We start from the raw sequence: 18,247 nt of genomic DNA, 5'->3' as shown, positions 1-18,247 counted from the left end.
AACAAGGTCCGGCGTATTGCCGGACCTTGTTGTTTATATCTTTGATCTTACTAAAAGCCTTTACTGAAGCATTTAAGTCAAACCCTTAGACTATTTATCAGAAGGTTTCACCATTGGCAAGGTCTATATTATAGTAATAGACCCCGTTCAATTGAGGATAAACTCCTTCCAGTTGTACTTTCTTTTGTTTTGCCAGTACACGCTTCAGATCTTCCAGGGAAGCAACGGTTTCTCCACCGGCTTTCAGGATGATAAATGAAGGTTTCATTGAAGTCTGTTTTTTCAGGATACCACTGCTGATATTCTCTACATATACACCTCCACGAATTCCCAGTTTGGCCGCATTGCCTTTATCCAGTGAGGAAAGGTCTGCGCCCAAAGCATCCAGTACGGTGCTCTTAACGATATCTGTATTACCATCTGCATTTTTCAATACAGTGTTGGTAGTATATTCTTTTTCGTCGCGCAGGTAGTTGATGCTGATTTTATCACCTGGTTTGTAACGGGCAATCTGTTCTGTCATCTGTGGAATAGAAGGAGTCACAATCCCGTTGATTCCGGTAATTACATCTCCTTTACGGATTCCCGCAGCTGCTGCCGCGCCGGATTCTGTTACGCCATTCACCACTACACCATTAATATCTCTTCTGATACCTGCTTCTTCCCATCTTTCTTCAGGAATTGAGCTGGGGTCCTGGTACAGGATGCCGAGATAAGCTCTCTGTACATTACCATACTTCATCAGGTCGTTCACCACTTTCTTTACCAGGTTCACCGGTATGGCGTAGGAGTAACCAGCATATGCACCGGTAGGAGAGGCAATAGCAGAATTAATCCCTACCAGTTCACCGGCGGTATTGATTAATGCACCACCACTGTTACCCTGGTTCACGGCCGCGTCGGTTTGAATAAAGGACTCGATGGCATTGCGCCTTGCTTGTTTATTGATACCGATGGTACGAGCTTTGGCACTTACGATACCTGCTGTAACGGTGGTTTCCAGGTTCAGCGGATAACCGACTGCCAATACCCATTGTCCCACTTCTACCTCGTCGGAATTACCATATAACAGGTAGGGCAGGCTCTTTGCATCAATCTTGATCACTGCCAGATCTGTATTTGGGTCTGTTCCAACCACCTTTGCTTTGTAAGTTTTATAATTGTTGAGTGTAACTGCTATTTCATCGGCATCGTCTACTACGTGGTTGTTGGTGATAATGTAACCATCGTCAGAGATCAGGACACCAGATCCGGAAGCCATTTGTCCCGGAACATAATATTTACGTCCACCACCTTCGCCCTGGAATTCTTCCCCGAAAAAGTCATCGCCAAAAAAGTCCTGTAACACGGATCTCTTTCTTTGAAGGTTGTTATTCACTTCCCGTGGATTAATCCTTGTTTTGATGTGTACCACACCTGGAGTCGCTGTTTTCGCTGCCAGGGTAAAGTCCGTAGGAGGAGTAGCGTTTTTCACTTCCGCGCCGGGCATATAGCTCGCATAGTTAACAGGGATGTTTTCCGATCCGTTTTGATAAGGGCCTGCCAGCCTGGGTTGATATCTGTTGTAAACAAATATGCTGGCAATTGCAGTTGCCGCGCTGATTAGAACAGTTGCCGCGATTTGCCTGAATTTCATACTGTAAATGTTTAAGTTATTGGGTGTTTAATGTATAAGGAATGGTATCAATTTACATGCCTCTCATACAAATTTAAGGGCGCGGATGAATCCGTTGGCGTCCGCTCCTATTACTTTAACACATTTTTATATGAAAAGTTAATATCATCTTAATAGGTAGCTATGTAAGGTATGACAGGATATCATAGCTACTGTCAGAATAACGTTAAAATCAGACAAAATGTTATAAACATCAAAACCCGAAAGGTTCCTCCACTAATTCCTGGCATAAAAGGATGAATACCTTTATGCTCCTGGCCAAAAGATTACCCCCATCAATTCCTGGCATAAAGGATGAATACCGTTATACTCCTGGCCCAAAAGATTAACCCATCAGTTCTCAACGCCTTATTTACTCTTTAGTCAGATCCACAAGGAATTTCATCGTATCTATTCCATCTGCATAGTCATACAAACTGGGCTGCTGGGCTGTACCAAAAGGGGTAAAGCCATGACCTACAAGACATTGCAGGTCTTCATGCCCTTGTAATTCCTGTGCCTGGGTTGCGTAATCCGTATAATAGCTATAATGCAGCATACTGATTGGCGAAAACAGGGATGGCGATTCGTGAAGCAACAAGCAGTCATTCGTCATATAAGGACTGCTGTTTAGCAGGAGCAGGGCCAGGTTGTAATCATAGTTATTCTTGAACTTATGATAATCTGCCAGGTAATCATATTTACGGAAAGCCTTCAGGAGTGGTTCAAAATTGTAATTTTCCGGAACAAATACTTTGGTCACATTCCGGCAGCCAAGGCCAAAGTAGAGCATAGCATCATCTGCAAGGGCTGTCAGCTCTTCCGGTGTTTCGGTACCATCCAGGATGGCTACGGAAGTCCGGTTCCGGCGGATGATATTCGGATATTGGGCAAAATAGTACTGGAAATAACGGGCAGAGTTATTACTACCGGTGGCGATGTAGGCATCACAATTCTTCAGCATATCCATTACCACGGTCTGTTCTGCAAATGCGGGGTACCATTCGTTGACCTTGTCAAGAATGTGTTGCATCAGTACTACATCTTTGGAAGAGAGCTTGAGGCGTACCTTATGACCGCTGAGGAAACCACAGAGCCAGTCGTGAAAACAAACCAGCGGAATGTTGCCGGCAGCTACAATCCCCACTAACCGTGGCGCTTGTACGGTACCATTCCCGGAATAGGATTGTAGCCAGGCGGTCAGCTTAGACTCATCCAGATAATAACGGCAAATATTTTGCAAAGCCAAATCTATGAACTCGGGAGTGAACCATCCGTTTGCCTGGGAAGCCTTATCCTTAGCGATCTGAAGCGCCTGATCATTTCCTGCCAGGTATTGGCCCAATCGAACCAGTGCTGCTACTTTTTCTGTACTACTCATGAAAATGTATATATAATTAGCTTTTTAAATTCTATTTTTGTCACAAAATTAATGGCTTACCACTTAAACAAAAAGTTTATAACATGGCAATTAAGATAACAGATGAATGTATTAACTGTGGTGCGTGTGAACCGGAGTGCCCAAATAACGCTATTTATGAGGGTGGCGTAGAGTGGGCGATGTCCGATGGAACCACTATTAAGGGCACTTATGTGCTTATGGATGGAACTAGCATCGATGCCGAAAAACGTAATGCACCTGTCAGTGTAGACAATTATTATATCGTTCCCAACAAGTGTACTGAGTGCCAGGGATTCCATGAAGAACCTCAATGCGCTGCCGTTTGCCCGGTAGATTGCTGTGTTCCGGATGAAATGTACCAGGAAACTGTGGACGAACTGTTGGCTAAGAAAGAAAAATTACACATTTAATTACAGGAAGCTTAAGGAATTTTCCCGGTAACTGGTCATCGATGTAAATCGGAACGCATGCCGGAGCAAAAAAGGGAGAGGTGGAGAAAATCCGCTTCTCCCTTTTGCTTTTAGAAGCAAAAAAACTGGACATCCCCCAATTTTCTATTAACTTTAGCCGCTTATTATTAAATAACATATGAAAAAGAACATCGCCCTTGTAGCCGGCGGGTACTCCGGAGAATATGTAATATCCGTGAAAAGTGCGGCCGTAATTGAAAGAAACATTGACAGTAATATCTATAATGTATATAAGATAGAAATCAGCAAAAAGAGCTGGGCTGATAAAGGCCCTGACGGACCGGTAGTTATTTATGAAGAGAGCTGGACTCATATAGGCCCTGACGGACAAGCAATTGCGGTAGACAAGAACGATTTTTCATTGACAATCAACGGTAAAAAGGTAAAATTCGACGCGGTATTCATCGGCATTCATGGTACACCGGGCGAAGATGGCCGTTTACAGGGGTATTTTGAAATGCTTGGTATTCCATTTACCAGCTGTGGTATGGTAACCTCTGCGCTCACCTTTAATAAAAGTTATTGTAACAAGGTAGTGGCTGCATTAAACGTTGTAAACGTTTCAAAATCAGTACATATATTCAAAGATCAACCTTACGATACAAAAGCTATCCTGCAGGAACTGAAACTGCCGGTATTTGTAAAACCAGCAGAAGGAGGCAGCAGCATCGGCATGTCTAAGGTGAATAAAGCAGATGAATTACAGGATGCTATCACCAAAGCCTTTAATGAAGATGCGCAGATCCTGATAGAAGAGTTTGTGAAAGGAAGGGAAATCACCTGCGGATTGTACCGGGTAGATGGCGAATTCACTGTATTACCACTGACAGAGATCATCAGCAGTAAAGAATTCTTTGATTATGAGGCGAAATATGTACCCGGTATGTCTAAGGAGGTAACTCCCGCAGAAGTGCCGGAAGAAGTAGCTACCCTCATTGGTAAAACGGCGGAAGAACTGTATAACAGGTTAAATTGCCGTGGTATTGTGCGGATGGACTTTATCTGGGAAGAATCCGGTAAGCGCCTGTTTTTCCTGGAAGTCAATACAATGCCCGGACAATCAGAGAACAGCATCGTTCCCCAGATGGTTAGGGCCGCAGGTAAAACGCTCCAGGAGTTTTACGGCACATTAATTGAAGACTGCCTGAAAAGGTTTTAATTTTACATCAACTCATATCCTATAAATGCCTTCCTTAGATCAATTAAAAGTTAAAATAAAGTTTGTGTTGAAATCAATAACAAAACGCTCCTTTGGCTTTAATCTCGCTGTGGCAGTGGGGTCAATTCTCCTATTGGGGCTGGTGTTCTTCTTATCGCTGGGTGTAATCACCAAGCATGGAGATACACTGACAGTGCCTGATGTATATAAAAAGAATGTACAGGAGGCTACTATGATCCTGGAGAAGGAAGGATTTAATGTTGATGTGAGAGACTCTATATATATAGACAGTATACCTGCACTGGCAGTATGGGAGCAAACACCTGAAAAGGGAGCTACCGTAAAGGTGGGTCGCACTATCTATCTGACTATCAATAAAGTAGTACCTCCTATGGTAGCCATGCCAGACCTGGAAGGGTTTACCTTCCGCAGTGCTGAAATGATGCTTCGCAGTCTTAGGCTGAATGTGGGAGATACTATTTATAAACCGGATTTTGCTACCAATACCGTATTACAGCAATTGCTGAATGGTAAGGTGCTGAAACCGGGAAAAATGATTCCGGAAGGAAGTAATATTACCCTGGTATTGAGCAGTGGTACCGGTAGTACAGAAAATCCGGCTCCTAACCTGATAGGACTTACCTTCCTGGAAGCAAAAGAAACATTGAGTGCCAGCAACCTTTCAATAGGTACGGTGTTAATAGATCCGGGCGTAGGTGATACACTGAATGCTTATGTAACAAAACAAAGCCCGATGCCGAGGAATAATCTGAATGAAACGAACAAAGTGAGAGCGGGAGAAAGTATAGATATCTGGTTATCAAATACCAGACCTTCAAAGGATTCAGAAGTTGCGGCACCGGCAGAGGAAAATTAATAAACAATCATTTACACTAAAACTTAAAGTGATGGAAAATATCACAGCAGAAACTCTGAAAAAACGTATTGATAGCGGCGAAAAGCTGCATATTGTTGATGTAAGGGAACCTCATGAGCATGCGGAATTCAACATTGGAGGAATATTGATTCCCCTGGGTGATATCCGTGCTATGCAGGTAGATGAGATTGATGAACTGCGCGATGAAGAAGTAATCGTGTATTGCCGTAGTGGTGCCCGTAGCGGACAGGCAGCTATGGTGCTGGAAACAATGGGTTTTCAGAACATCAAGAACCTGACCGGCGGAGTACTGGCATGGCAGGAGAAGTTCGGTAAATAATAACTCAGAAATTTAAGAACATATTGCTACTAACAATATGGCTCCGGTAAAAGAGCCTTGTGTTTGTAGCAATATGCTATATAATTTAACTCTGTAGTCTACCTACAAAGGAAAGGGCTTTGAAGCGAATGCTTCAGAGCCCTTTCCTTTGTAGGTAGATCCCTATTCAACTGACTTTAATAAAGGCACACTGTTGCATGAGTACCTAACTTTCATTTGCAAGTAAATCCCTATTTAACCCCCTTATAGCTTTCGATTTGCATCAGGATTTTAGAATAGATCCCTTATAATTACCGAAATTGTTATGAAATTTGTAGATAATATGCATATTTATGTATAATTTAGGTATATGATACTACAATTCGAGTTTCGGAACTACAGATCTGTAAGAGATTGGCAGGTTTTCAGTCTACTTGCGGATAAGGCCACTAGTGGAAATGAGGATGCTGTCGTTTTAAAAAACAATGTTCACGTTTTAAGTTCGGCTATAATTTATGGGCGCAATGCGTCCGGTAAAAGCAATTTGCTAAAGGCGATAACTGCATTACAATATTTGGTTATAACGTCGTCCCGGAATAAGGTAGGGTCAAAAATACCTGAGTATGAGCCATACAAATTAGACGTTAAAAATCTGGCGGAGCCAGTCGAATTTAAAATTGAATTTATCGCTGAGGATAATATTAAATACCGCTACGAGATTGGCTATACGGAAACGGCGATCCAGTATGAAAAATTACATTTTTATCCGAAGACGCAACGTGCTAAATTATTCGAACGGGAAGGTATGCAGATTGTGTATGGTGATCGATTAACCGGCCGGAAGAAAGATATTGAACATACCCTTTATGAAAACCAACTTTATCTTTCTAAAGTTGGTTCAGAGAAATTGCAGTCGCTTTATTATCCTTTTCAGTTTTTCTCGCAGTTACTTTTTTCCTACCTGGATCATGATTCATCAATAGAGAACACCTTAATACATTTGTATAGCGCACGCCTTGGTAGCGAAAATCACAAACTTTTCAGTGATAATTTAACAAAGCTGATTAAGGCTGCCGATATCAATATTGAATCATTTATTTTCCGGGATAATCAAATTGACCCTGACACTTTGCCGGAAGGCATGAGCGAAGTCGAAAAACGTGCTTTTATTGACCGGTATAAATTCCAGGCAGGAACCAGTCATAAGCTTTTTGATTCGGATAAAGAAGTCGGATTGACGGAACTAAAACTAACGGATCAATCTACCGGGACGCTTAAATTAATTATTATCGGCGGATTGATCATTGAAACATTAAGAGATGGTCAGACTTTATTGATTGACGAACTGGATAAAAGTTTGCATCCTAAGCTAACCAGAGCGCTGATCAATCTTTTTAATGAGCCTAAGACTAACCCAAATAATGCACAACTGATATTTGCTACCCATGATGTTTCCTTGCTGGATAATAATTTGTTCCGGAGAGACCAGATCTGGATTTCCGAAAAAGAATATCAGGGTTGTAGCCATTATTATTCTGTAGCGGATATCACAGGCATTAGAAAAGACATTCCATTGGATAAGTGGTATATGAATGGTCGCTTCGGCGGCATACCAGTTATTTCTGATTATAACCTTGACTTTAAGTTTTGAGATGGGCTACTACAGAAAACCAAGACCCAGGGTTTCCTTTCTGAAACGCGGGCTGATACTTTGTGAAGGAGAAACGGAAGAACTTTATTTTAAGGGTTTAACTACTAAAGAAGAATACAGACGGCAATTCGCAGCGATCAACGTCGAAATATATAAGCCAAAAGATCATTCGCCGCGTGGTTTGGTAACGGAGGCAAAGGCAAAGATGAAAGCCGCCAAAAAGGACGATCCCTATGATTTCGTCTGGATAGTTTTTGATCTTGATGGCCATGCAAATGTAGCCGATACCTTTGAGCAGGCCCTCACCTCAAGACCGCCAATCCGGATAGCATTCACCGCGAAATGTTTCGAATATTTTGTGTTGCTGCATTTTGTAAGAACCACCAAATCATTTGCAAAATGTGATGACATTATTGCCGATGTAAAAGAGCATTTGCCGGACTACCAAAAGGCAACGGATATTTTCTCGACATTAATCCCCTTTATGACAACCGGACTGGCGAACAGTGAATGGTCATTGGCAAGAAACCAGTCTGACCTCGACGGAGGCCGTAGACCCTATCAATTTTCGGCCTACAGTAACATCCACGAATTGGTCAACTATCTGCTGGACCTGATAAAACTTTCGAAAACCGAAACGGCTGTGGCAGTTGCAAAATAATATAACATAACCCAATACAAATATAGTGCGCATTACGAACTCCAGATAGAATGTGATTGCAATTGATCGATAAATACACCTTATCTGCCGTGAAAACAGGTGAAGTATAATAATGATCTAATTTATAATCATATTCTAAAGCCAAATTAAAAAACTAAACAGGCAGATGCAGTGTATTTATTGATCAATGCAATCCATGTAAAGATTACGGAGCTTCGAAGAAAGCGCAGCTTCCCCCCACCCAGGTATCTGATTTATCTTTCGTAACACCTATCATTTTACTTTTACTGATCCTGGCGAGGTTATGGACCAACAGCGGACGTTCAGCACCATCCGGCCAGAGGTACATCATACGGATCTCACAATAGGCGGGGCCATCAGGAGTTTCGATAGCGCGGGCATACTGTACTTTACGTTGAATGATCCAGTTTTCCGGATCGGTGATATTATCAAGATCTTGTTGAGTAATATCTATCACAACTCCTTGTCCGGCGAAGGAGAAGAGCGGTTTAAGGACATAGTTTTCGAGGTCTGACGGGAGGGAAGGTAATTGATGCAGGAACCAGCTTTCGGGTACAAATTCGCTGTGTATGAAAGGCATGGTATACTTGCTGATACGGTAAAACCAGTTGGGATGTGTGATCCATTCCACATCCAGATCCTGGAAGAGATCAACATGCTCACCTAGGGTTTCCTGCTGACGTAACAAATCATCGAAGATAACCCGGTTGTATATACGTTTGATCTGTATTTTACTACCATTATTCAAGTAGAAGAGCTTTTTACCTTCCTGTATAAGATCTGTAATACATACAGTAGCAATGCCCAGCTTATGTGTAGTATAGTAAAAGTCGATACGCGTTTTCTGTTCGTGTGGTTTTACTTCCAGTAAGACTACTTCATGGGACTGGTACGGCCCTGTGATCACTTGTTGTAAGAGTGATAAATAGGAATCATCATTCATCCCGTTAAAGTAGTTACTAACTGTACCGGGTATATTAAACTGTTCGCGGAACTGACGAGCCATCAGTTCCTGAAAAGCATATAAAGAAGGAAATCCCTGTAGTTCTATCAGCTGAGGTGTAAGTACATCCTGTTCGTTCTTACATACCGCAAAGTCGATGATCAGGAAATGAGGATGATCGTTTTCATCCGGAACATTCATATCAGCGGGGATCGCGCCACTGGTAAGGGTTTTAAAGTCGGGTTGTACAATCACGTTTACTATTTCCTCACACGCCTGGATCAGTTTAGCCGTCAGTTGTCCCGGAACGAACACGGGTGTTTCAGCTACTTTAAAAGCAGGTGCTTCACCAGCTTCTTTCGCCATACCATTCAGGAAATCCTGATAATGTTGTTGAGTAAAATACTGGTTATAATATGTTCGCAGTGAAGGGATCATAATTGTAAATGAATGTCGAAGCTTTATGGCAGATTAAAGATCGCTTTGTCCAGGAATGCCGGGATGAAGGATTCGCGTGTCAGCATGATCTTATCCGGATCGGATAATTGTTCCAGCATGCTGTAGTATTTTTCAGCACCATAGTTGGTGATCACCTGGTTCTTTTTCTCCTGTTGCAGAAGGTACATCCGCATTCCGGCAGCATCAGCTTCGGGATGAAATTGTGTACCTATGCAATATTCATTAAAGCGGATAGCCATAGTAGCGCGTTCCAGGGGAACATGCGGCCTTTCCTTTTCAATAGCCAGTACGCGGGCTCCTACATCTTCCAGTTTTTGCTGATCGAGTTGGATCACCTGCCAGTTGCGACTGTCTACAATGTAATATGGTTCGGGTAATTCGCTGAAAACAGTTTCGGTTTCGCCTGCGCTGGTTTTGTGTACCGGGAAAACGCCAAAGGCAGGAGATCTGCGACGGCATACAGTCCCTAATTCCAGGTAACGGCACATGAGCTGAAAAGAATGACAGATCAGTAAGATCTGCTTTTTCTCATCGGATTGTTTATTCCACTGCATGATATCATTCATGAGTGAAAAATAGTGGAGCTCCCAGTTGCTGCCCTCGCTGTCCAACGGACTGCCAGGACCACCGGTAGAAATGTAAATGTCATAGGAGAGGTCAGGAAATTGTTCCTTCACCCTTACTTCAAATTCGTGAAACTCCAGTTGCAGGGCATGTGTTTTAGCGTATTGCGTCAGGACTTCCCTGATGCAACGCATACCTTCATTCGGTACTTCTTCATACATGTCCAGTACTGCCACTTTCCAGTGCTGTTTCGTAGGTGTCATACTGCAAAGGTAATAATCAGCAATCTTTCAGGAAAACTGATGTAATAAAATCTGTTACTGAGATGAGATCTTTCGACTGATTAAATACTGCCAGCTGTTGATCCGCACCAGTACCATTGTCGAGGATATAACGGGTATGATCTATATAGGCGCGGCTGCCCAGCTCGTCTACCACATCATCTACAAAATCCAGCAACTCATAAATGAGTGAACGGGTATTCACTTCCATTTCCTTACCGAAGTCTACCAGATAGCCGTCAATACCATAACGGGAAGCCCGCCATTTATTTTCGTTAACCAGTGCCCGGTTGTAAATGATGAAGTTGAGATTCTGCATACGCAGTTTGTAGATCTTAGCACAGAGTGCCTGGAACAGCGCAGCTATGGTACAGGTTTCGCGTACAGTTAATGGAACATCACAAATACGGAATTCCACTGTATTGAAGAAGGGATGAACCCGAAGGTCCCACCATACTTTTTTAGCGTTATCTATGCAATTCGTTTTTACGAGCAGCTCGATATAACGATCATATTCTTCAATGCTCCCGAAATAATCCGGAATACCGGTACGGGGAAATTTATCGAATACTTTTGTGCGGAATGATTTGAAGCCTGTATTTCTGCCTTCCCAGAAAGGAGAATTGGTACTCAGCGCAAATATATGTGGGAGGAAATAACGGACCGAGTTAGCAATGTGCAGGGCAATTTCCCTGTTTTCCATGCCCACATGTACATGTAATCCAAAAATGAGATTGGAGCGGGCAGCATCCTGCATTTCATTCACTATGTCGGAATACCGGGGATGATCTGTGATCAGCTGCATTTCCCATTTGGAAAAGGGATGTGTACCGGAAGCGCCCACGCTAAAGCCAAGATCGCCAGCAATCTGTGTGATGGTTTTACGAAGGAGCATAACATCCGCACAGGCTTCCTCTATATTGTTGCATACCTGGGTACCTACTTCCACTACGGCCTGGTGAAATTCGGCCTTTACCTTGTCTGGCAGTACTTTATGTGCCTGTTCAACAATCTTTTGTTCATGTGACCTCAGCTCGCGGCTGGACGGGTCCATAACCATATATTCCTCTTCTATACCGAGGGTGAAATTTTTGGACATGTGGTGCTATTGGTAAAACTATAGGAGGCTGACTAAAAGCTAGTCAGCCCCGGAATTATGTCCAAAGGTAGGGTACAACTACCTGATTCTATGCTTTCGCTTTAGTCTTTTTTGCAGCTGCTTTTTTGGGAGCTGGTTCTTTCTTTTCTTTCACGGGTTTTTCCTCTTTGGCTTTTGCCGTTGCAGTTGTTACTACAACAGTTTTAGCCGCTATTTTAGTAGCACCGGGTACAATGGCCGTCTGTTTACCGTTGATAGCATATTGCAGGAAGGTACCCCATGTCAGGTTATCGGTACCGGGCACTTGTTTTTCAGCCCGTTCAATGGCATAAGTGGCCATCGTTTCCACTACCCATTCGAAGTTTTCTTCGCCAATAGTATGTGGATCTGCCTCAGGGGTCGGGTTCCAGAAGTCAATCACATAGGGAACTCCACCGCTCACAGCTATTTCTACGGCGTTAAAATCGTAGCCCAGATAGCGGTTAAGGGCGGCTACCTGTTCTCTGATGATACTGTAGATGGCTTTATCGCTTTTATCTTCCTGTAAATAACGCTGATTTTCAGGCTGATAAGGATCGTAGGGGATGATACGTACATATTTTCCCCCTATACAATAACAGCGGTAGTAAGATTCATATGAAATTTCCTGCTGTAACATCATTACCAGTTGTCCTGTACGGGCATGTTGTGCAAAGAACTCCTCACGGTTATGTATTTTATACACGTTTTTCCAGCCCCCGCCATTGTAAGGTTTCAGGTAAGCCGGGAAACCGATATGTTGAAAGATTGATTCCCAGTCGAATGGATACACAAGATTATGGAATGATTTATCTGTAGTGTGTTCCGGTAAGTTGCGACTCGGCAGTAAGGCTGTCCGCGGAACTTTTACACCAGTTCTTTGTGCCAGTTCGTTGTTAACGAACTTATCGTCGGCACTCCACCAGAAAGGATTGTTGATAACAGCTGTACCATCCAGGGAGGCTTGTTTCAGCCAGGTTCTGTAAAAGGGTACATGTTGGGAAATGCGGTCCAGGATAACGGCATAATCTGCGGGAATTCCCTGAATTACTTTGTCTATCGACACAAATTCTGCGGTTATTCCATCTACCTCTTTTTCATTAATGCGGTCTATTAATGTTTGAGGAAAGTCATTTTTCAGACCGGAAAGAAGGCCTATTTTTTTCATCTTTTAATGTTTTGAGGTTTTTGGTAGAAGTGAGTCAAAATCAATATTCGCGCCAATAGATGAGCGCAGGAGTCCGGGCTATTTTATAGAATAACAAGATAAATAAAAAAAGCCTGTATCAGAAGTCCGATACAGGCTTTTTTATTATTACGCTTGAAATTGTTAATTAAAGATATAACGAAGACCGATCTGCATCTGCCATCTTGAGAATACACTGTTATCATCTATGAAAGCCTTGTTAACAGTAGGCTTGGAGAATGAATAACGTGGTACGCCAGCTTGAGAATCTCTCCAGGTAATAAAGCTGGTAGCATTTGCTGATGGAGCAACACCCCAGTTACTGTTCAGCAGGTTGGCTGCATTAATGATATCCAATGTGAACTGTAATTTACTTTTTGATTTAGGCCAGATTTTGCCGAAATCAACATCCTGTACCAATCTAACATCTATTTTGCTGAACCATGGATACTGTCCACCATTTCTTTCAGCATATTTACCCCTGTGACTGCTGAGGTATTTGCTGCTGGAAATGAATGTATTCAGGTCATTCCACATTTCATCCTGTGTACGGGTATCTGTTGCACTTACAGGGATGAGTGTGATATCGCCCTGATTCTTTGGAATGTATACCAGGTCATTATTACCGGTTGATCCATCTCTGTTGATATTTCCCGCATAGGTGTAGCTGAGACGGGTATTATTAAATGCATCAGAGTAAGGAGATCCTTCATAAATCAGAGACAAGGTGGTACCTAGTATTTTCGCATATTTTACGGAGTACGATACCATAGCTACCACTCTGTGTTGTACAAGGTAGTTCGTATATGATAATGTAGGATTGTTGGGATCGTTTACGATCTGGTTACCGTTATATGCACTGGCAGCCTGTGATCCAGGGCTTGAAGTGATATCTTTTGCATCTGTATAAGTGTAAGATACTGATCCGTACAGACCAAAATCAAAGCTCTTCTGTAACTGGAGTGATAAAGAGTAAGAGTATCCTTTACTTGTATTATCCAGTACGATAGCATTTGTGATTCTCTGGTTGATACGGTTTGCAGTACCGCCGGGGAATGTGTCACGTACATTTGGTCCTGATGTTTTACCGGTTGGGTTTACCAGGTTAGCATCACGATGATATACAGCATTGATATCCTTTGTATAAATACCTTCTACAGTAGCAATTACATCACCCGGCAGGCGGATATCCGCAGCAAGGTTAGAACGCCATACCTGAGGATATTTAAAGTCCGGAGACATTACATTGATTGCAAAGTTTGGAGTAGCAGATGGATTAGCTGGAATATAAGCCTTTACATCGCTGGAAAATGGACGGTTGGTAGGATTGGTAGTGTTCTCACTTCCAAACAGTAATCCATTCTGTCCTGCCTGGTTCACTGCCCAAACGTAAGGTATTGCACCAGTGAAAATACCTGTTCCTCCACGTAACTGGAAGCGTTGATTGTTCATTACATCCCAGTTGAAGCCTAAGCGTGGAGACCACAGTAATGTAGTTTTCGGTAATTTGGCAACATCCAGTTTCTCTCCGTTACGGAATGTCATATCATTAACAACAGGGTTGGTTGCCAGTTTGGTAGGATACCACGGCATGTCAACTCTTAATCCGTACGTTAAACGGAAGTTATCTTTGATCTGGAATTCATCCTGTCCGTATAAGGAAAGCTGTGCAGCTTTCAGTTTTGCAGCAGGAGCAGGATCTCCCGGAATAGCTGAGTAGGTAAGCTGATATAGCAAAGGATTTACGGCAGCAGTGCCACTCGCTGCACTTACAAAGTCAGCTACAGTGTTATATCTGAACTGACCGTAGATGAATTGTGCAAAAGCATTTGAGAAGCTGAAAGATTCTACGGAAGCACCTATTGTGAAGGTATGTTTACCGGAATAGATATTAAAGTTATCAGAAGCCTGGAAGAGGTGCTGGGTAAGGGAGTTAAGACCGCTAAAGGGTTCTGAACCTGCAGAAATATAGTTAGCACCTGCACCATCTTCAATATCAACTACCGGGAAGGGTTTACCTCCGAAAGTGACACGATAGTCTTTGAATGCACTGTATGTAACAGACAGGTTATTTGAGTACTTGTTTGAGAATGTACTGTTTAATTCTGTTACTATAGAGTTGATCTTATTATACTGTCTGTATTTCATGTTCTCAAATATCAGGGAGTTGGCACTTGGTCCGCGGCCTCTGTTATCTTTTGAACGTGAGTTTGAAGTACTTGGAGCGATGTCACGGTAAGCATTCAAATAAGAATAACGAACGCTTAATCTGTGTTTCTGGTTAATATTCCAGTCAAGTCTGGCGGTAGCTTTATCGTTATTCTGTGCGAATTCGTAATTTTCGTAACTGCCCGCATCATAACCAGCAGCTGTGAGAACTGCTTTTACAGAATCGAGTGCAGAGGCTCTTACTCTTGATACATTGGTACCTGTATTGCCATTTCTGCTTGCAAGCCAGGTGCTTCCTGGTGAGTTTTGTCTTTCCAGTTCTCCGTTTATAAAGAAGAATAATTTATTCTTGATGATAGGACCACCTACTCTGAAGCCGTATTGTTTCAGGTTATAATCATTCTGAGCTACTTCTACTTTTCTGATTTTGGAACCAGTCAGTGATTTGCTTTTCACGAAAGAGTATACAGAACCGGAGAACTCATTGGTACCGCTTCTTGTAACAGCATTAATGTTAGCACCGGTAAATCCGCTCAGTTTTACATCATAAGGAGCGAGATTCACCTGGATCTGGTCGATAGCATCCAGACTGATAGGCTGTGCATTGGTTTGACCCCCCGGAAGGTCTGAAAGACCAAAGGCATTATTGAAAGTGGAGCCATCCACTGTAAAACGGTTGTACAGTGAATTGCGGCCACCAAAATTCATTCCTTTACCGGATTGTGGTGTCAATTTTGTAAAATCAGAAATCCCCCTGCTCAGAGTAGGCAGATTCTGCAATTGTTCCTTTGTAATAGTAGTAGCAGCACCTGTACGGGAGCTGTTGAAGGTTTTATCCTGTTTACCACTTACTACTAACTCTTTAAGGGCAGTAGCTGAACTTTCGAGCTTAATGTCAATTCGGAAGGTTTGTCCCAGTGGCAGATTTACATTTTCTACCTTCTCTTCCTTAAAGCTAACATAACTAATGGTAATGGTGTAGGGGCCACCAACGCGCATGCCGGGGATGTTATAACGGCCATTTTCCAATGTTGTGGTACCATATACAGTACCGGATGGTACATGTACTGCTTTAACGGTAGCACCAATCAGAACTTCACCTTTTTCATCCTTAACAACCCCGGTGATACTACTTGTGGTTACCTGCGCAAAAGAAGCGAACACGCTAAATAGCACAATGAATGTGAGTAACAATTTCCTATAGGCCATATTTGCAGTTTGATTTTATGTCGCAAAGTTGGGGAATAATCGTTTACATATTTTAACTATAAATTAACAAATTGTTAAGCCCATGATCATATTGAGTTTATAGGTTCTTCTATTGGATATGTGTAAAGTTTATCCGGGATTTGGTTGAGTTTGTTCAAGAAACAGGGTCAGAAATTCTAAAAAATCGAATAGGATTAAGTATAATACTTATTTCCTTGCCTTAGATGCATCTATTTTATATTAATTTTTATATAAATACTTATATAGCTAAAATGCGTATATATTAGAAACCGGCCTCAGGAACATTATGCTAGCCGTATGAACATGTTTTTAGCATAACTTTGCGTATTAACTTAACAGGAGATCTTTATGTTAGATACAATAGAATCAGCCATAGAAGACATCAGGAAGGGAAAGATGGTAATAGTTGTGGATGACGAGGACCGTGAAAATGAAGGTGATTTTGTAACGGCAGCCAGAAATGTAACGCCGGAAGTCATCAACTTTATGAGCCGTTATGGCCGCGGACTGATCTGTGCGCCTCTTGTAGAGGAACGTTGCGATGAGCTGAAGCTCGAAATGATGGTACGCGATAATACTGCCCTGCACCAGACACCGTTCACGGTTTCTATAGACCTGCTGGGCCATGGTTGCACTACCGGCATTTCCGCTCATGACCGCGCTAAAACAATTCAGGCACTGATCGATCCAAATACCCGTCCGGAAGAACTGGGCAAACCAGGACACATCTTCCCACTGAAAGCCAGAACCGGTGGCGTACTTCGCCGCACGGGCCACACGGAGGCAACTATAGACCTGGCCAGGCTGGCAGGTTTTGAACCCGCTGGCGTACTGGTAGAAATCATGAACGAAGACGGTTCTATGGCACGTTTACCTCAATTACGTGAAATAGCTACCCAGTTCGATCTGAAACTTATTTCCATCAAAGACCTTATCGAGTACCGCTTACAGAACGAAACCCTCATTGAAGAGCAGGTTTCCGTTCATATGCCTACTGCATACGGTGACTTTAAACTCATTGCGTTTAAACAACTCAACTCAGGAGAAACGCATATGGCTCTGAAAAAAGGCGACTGGGAAAAGGATGAACCAGTACTGGTAAGAATCCATTCTTCCTGCGTTACCGGCGATATCCTGCATTCCCTCCGCTGCGATTGCGGTGAACAACTGCACAAAGCCATGGAAATGGTAGAGCAGGAGGGCAAGGGCCTGATTCTCTATATGAACCAGGAAGGCCGTGGTATCGGGCTGCTGAACAAACTGAAAGCATATAAATTACAGGAAGAAGGCCGTGATACCGTTCAGGCAAACCTGGAACTGGGTTTCCAGATGGATGAGCGTGATTATGGTGTAGGGGCACAGATCCTCCGTCACCTGAATGTTACCAAAATGAGACTGATCTCTAATAATCCCCGCAAGCGCGCCGGATTAAAAGGATACGGACTCGAAGTGGTAGAGAATGTAGGAATAGAAGTTGTGCCTAATCCGCATAACGAGTTCTATCTCAAGACAAAACGCGATAAACTGGGTCATGAGATCCTGAAAGGATAAGAAAAGACATACAATCTGTAAACCGGCTTCATTCATTTGGAGCCGGTTTTTTTATTGGAATTATTGCTTCGTTTGTAGTTTCCTGTATAACAGAGTTTCTATATGTATATAATATGGAGATAAGCTAAAAAGGATAGAGACAGGGTTGAGATTCGATCATCCTACGTTCATCCTACGTTAAAAACGTAGGATGAACGTAGGATGATCGAATCTGTACTTATATCAGAACCTGTTTGAAGTATTGATTGGTAATATTCAGTAAGGAGATTACTAAGGGAGTTCTTTTTATAAAGTTAGGTTTAAAATGGATCAGAGATAAAGTCATCCTTCGTTCATCCTTCGTTAAAAAACGAAGGATGAACGAAGGATGATTTTATCTCTACTTGTATTACAGCTCGTAAGTAATCCTGAAAATAAGAAATTGGGATGGATTCAGGAAAAATAATGGGTGTAACACGGAATTCTACAAATAGTTCAGGAGCAAATCAATAGCGTATTAATATGATCTCACCTAAGTGTCTTACTCCAGGTTA

The 18,247-nt window shown here is 42.5% G+C and carries 14 protein-coding genes; 7 read left to right on the top strand and 7 right to left on the bottom strand.

Going from position 1 to position 18,247, the window contains the following annotated elements:
• Positions 1–97 precede the first annotated feature (97 nt).
• Positions 98–1,636, bottom strand: coding sequence for a S1C family serine protease (locus BM176_RS12170; protein ID WP_090103236.1), 1,539 nt, complete (start codon positions 1,634–1,636; stop codon positions 98–100).
• A 391-nt stretch (positions 1,637–2,027) separates the two neighbouring features.
• Positions 2,028–3,035 carry an acyl-CoA reductase gene (locus BM176_RS12165; RefSeq protein ID WP_090103235.1) on the bottom strand — a complete coding sequence of 336 codons (1,008 nt, stop codon included), beginning with the start codon at positions 3,033–3,035 and terminating at the stop codon, positions 2,028–2,030.
• A gap of 83 nt (positions 3,036–3,118) precedes the next feature.
• On the opposite strand from BM176_RS12165, the gene BM176_RS12160 reads away from it, so the two are divergent.
• From BM176_RS12160 to BM176_RS12130, 6 genes are all read left to right on the top strand, one after another.
• Entirely contained in the window at positions 3,119–3,466 is a 348-nt protein-coding gene (locus BM176_RS12160) for a 4Fe-4S dicluster domain-containing protein (protein ID WP_090103233.1), read from the top strand.
• Positions 3,467–3,644: 178 nt separating this feature from the next.
• On the top strand, positions 3,645–4,685 hold the full coding sequence (locus BM176_RS12150; RefSeq protein WP_090103229.1) for a D-alanine--D-alanine ligase: 1,041 nt from the start codon (positions 3,645–3,647) through the stop codon (positions 4,683–4,685).
• Positions 4,686–4,749: 64 nt separating this feature from the next.
• Entirely contained in the window at positions 4,750–5,562 is an 813-nt protein-coding gene (locus tag BM176_RS12145; protein ID WP_177230378.1) for a PASTA domain-containing protein, read from the top strand.
• Between the two features lie 31 nt (positions 5,563–5,593).
• A complete protein-coding gene (locus BM176_RS12140) occupies positions 5,594–5,902 on the top strand; it encodes a rhodanese-like domain-containing protein (protein WP_090103225.1) in 309 nt (102 codons plus the stop codon).
• Positions 5,903–6,251: 349 nt separating this feature from the next.
• Complete coding sequence (locus BM176_RS12135) at positions 6,252–7,532, top strand: AAA family ATPase (protein ID WP_090103224.1); 1,281 nt, start codon at positions 6,252–6,254, stop codon at positions 7,530–7,532.
• Between the two features lies 1 nt (position 7,533).
• Positions 7,534–8,193, top strand: a complete 660-nt coding sequence (locus tag BM176_RS12130; protein ID WP_177230377.1) for an RloB family protein — start codon at positions 7,534–7,536, stop codon at positions 8,191–8,193.
• 205 nt (positions 8,194–8,398) lie between these two features.
• Here the strand turns inward: BM176_RS12130 and BM176_RS12125 are convergent, their stop codons facing one another.
• The 5 genes from BM176_RS12125 to BM176_RS12105 form a co-directional block, all read right to left on the bottom strand.
• Positions 8,399–9,595, bottom strand: a complete 1,197-nt coding sequence (locus BM176_RS12125; RefSeq protein ID WP_090103220.1) for a hypothetical protein — start codon at positions 9,593–9,595, stop codon at positions 8,399–8,401.
• Between the two features lie 23 nt (positions 9,596–9,618).
• Entirely contained in the window at positions 9,619–10,443 is an 825-nt protein-coding gene (locus BM176_RS12120) for a type 1 glutamine amidotransferase (RefSeq protein ID WP_090103218.1), read from the bottom strand.
• A 16-nt stretch (positions 10,444–10,459) separates the two neighbouring features.
• Positions 10,460–11,560 (bottom strand): carboxylate-amine ligase, encoded by a 1,101-nt coding sequence (locus BM176_RS12115; RefSeq protein ID WP_090103216.1) that lies wholly within the window; start codon positions 11,558–11,560, stop codon positions 10,460–10,462.
• Between the two features lie 88 nt (positions 11,561–11,648).
• Positions 11,649–12,746 carry an ATP-grasp domain-containing protein gene (locus tag BM176_RS12110; protein ID WP_090103214.1) on the bottom strand — a complete coding sequence of 366 codons (1,098 nt, stop codon included), beginning with the start codon at positions 12,744–12,746 and terminating at the stop codon, positions 11,649–11,651.
• A 162-nt stretch (positions 12,747–12,908) separates the two neighbouring features.
• Positions 12,909–16,142: a TonB-dependent receptor gene (locus BM176_RS12105; protein WP_090103212.1), complete on the bottom strand. Its 3,234-nt coding sequence runs from the start codon at positions 16,140–16,142 to the stop codon at positions 12,909–12,911.
• Between the two features lie 369 nt (positions 16,143–16,511).
• On the opposite strand from BM176_RS12105, the gene BM176_RS12100 reads away from it, so the two are divergent.
• Positions 16,512–17,714 carry a bifunctional 3,4-dihydroxy-2-butanone-4-phosphate synthase/GTP cyclohydrolase II gene (locus BM176_RS12100; RefSeq protein ID WP_090103203.1) on the top strand — a complete coding sequence of 401 codons (1,203 nt, stop codon included), beginning with the start codon at positions 16,512–16,514 and terminating at the stop codon, positions 17,712–17,714.
• Positions 17,715–18,247 lie beyond the last annotated feature (533 nt).

The sequence above is a fragment of the Chitinophaga sp. CF118 genome, assembly GCF_900112615.1.
GTDB lineage: Bacteria > Bacteroidota > Bacteroidia > Chitinophagales > Chitinophagaceae > Chitinophaga.
This window is presented reverse-complemented; position numbering and strand designations above follow the sequence as displayed.

Bases quoted from the DNA above. Each gene is read 5' to 3' on its own strand.
- BM176_RS12170 (WP_090103236.1), bottom strand. From the start codon at position 1,636: ATGAAATTCAGGCAAATCGCGGCAACTGTTCTAATCAGCGCGGCAACT.
- BM176_RS12125 (WP_090103220.1), bottom strand. From the start codon at position 9,595: ATGATCCCTTCACTGCGAACATATTATAACCAGTATTTTACTCAACAA.
- BM176_RS12165 (WP_090103235.1), bottom strand. From the start codon at position 3,035: ATGAGTAGTACAGAAAAAGTAGCAGCACTGGTTCGATTGGGCCAATAC.
- BM176_RS12135 (WP_090103224.1), top strand. From the start codon at position 6,252: ATGATACTACAATTCGAGTTTCGGAACTACAGATCTGTAAGAGATTGG.
- BM176_RS12115 (WP_090103216.1), bottom strand. From the start codon at position 11,560: ATGTCCAAAAATTTCACCCTCGGTATAGAAGAGGAATATATGGTTATG.
- BM176_RS12150 (WP_090103229.1), top strand. From the start codon at position 3,645: ATGAAAAAGAACATCGCCCTTGTAGCCGGCGGGTACTCCGGAGAATAT.
- BM176_RS12110 (WP_090103214.1), bottom strand. From the start codon at position 12,746: ATGAAAAAAATAGGCCTTCTTTCCGGTCTGAAAAATGACTTTCCTCAA.
- BM176_RS12140 (WP_090103225.1), top strand. From the start codon at position 5,594: ATGGAAAATATCACAGCAGAAACTCTGAAAAAACGTATTGATAGCGGC.
- BM176_RS12130 (WP_177230377.1), top strand. From the start codon at position 7,534: ATGGGCTACTACAGAAAACCAAGACCCAGGGTTTCCTTTCTGAAACGC.
- BM176_RS12105 (WP_090103212.1), bottom strand. From the start codon at position 16,142: ATGGCCTATAGGAAATTGTTACTCACATTCATTGTGCTATTTAGCGTG.
- BM176_RS12160 (WP_090103233.1), top strand. From the start codon at position 3,119: ATGGCAATTAAGATAACAGATGAATGTATTAACTGTGGTGCGTGTGAA.
- BM176_RS12120 (WP_090103218.1), bottom strand. From the start codon at position 10,443: ATGACACCTACGAAACAGCACTGGAAAGTGGCAGTACTGGACATGTAT.
- BM176_RS12100 (WP_090103203.1), top strand. From the start codon at position 16,512: ATGTTAGATACAATAGAATCAGCCATAGAAGACATCAGGAAGGGAAAG.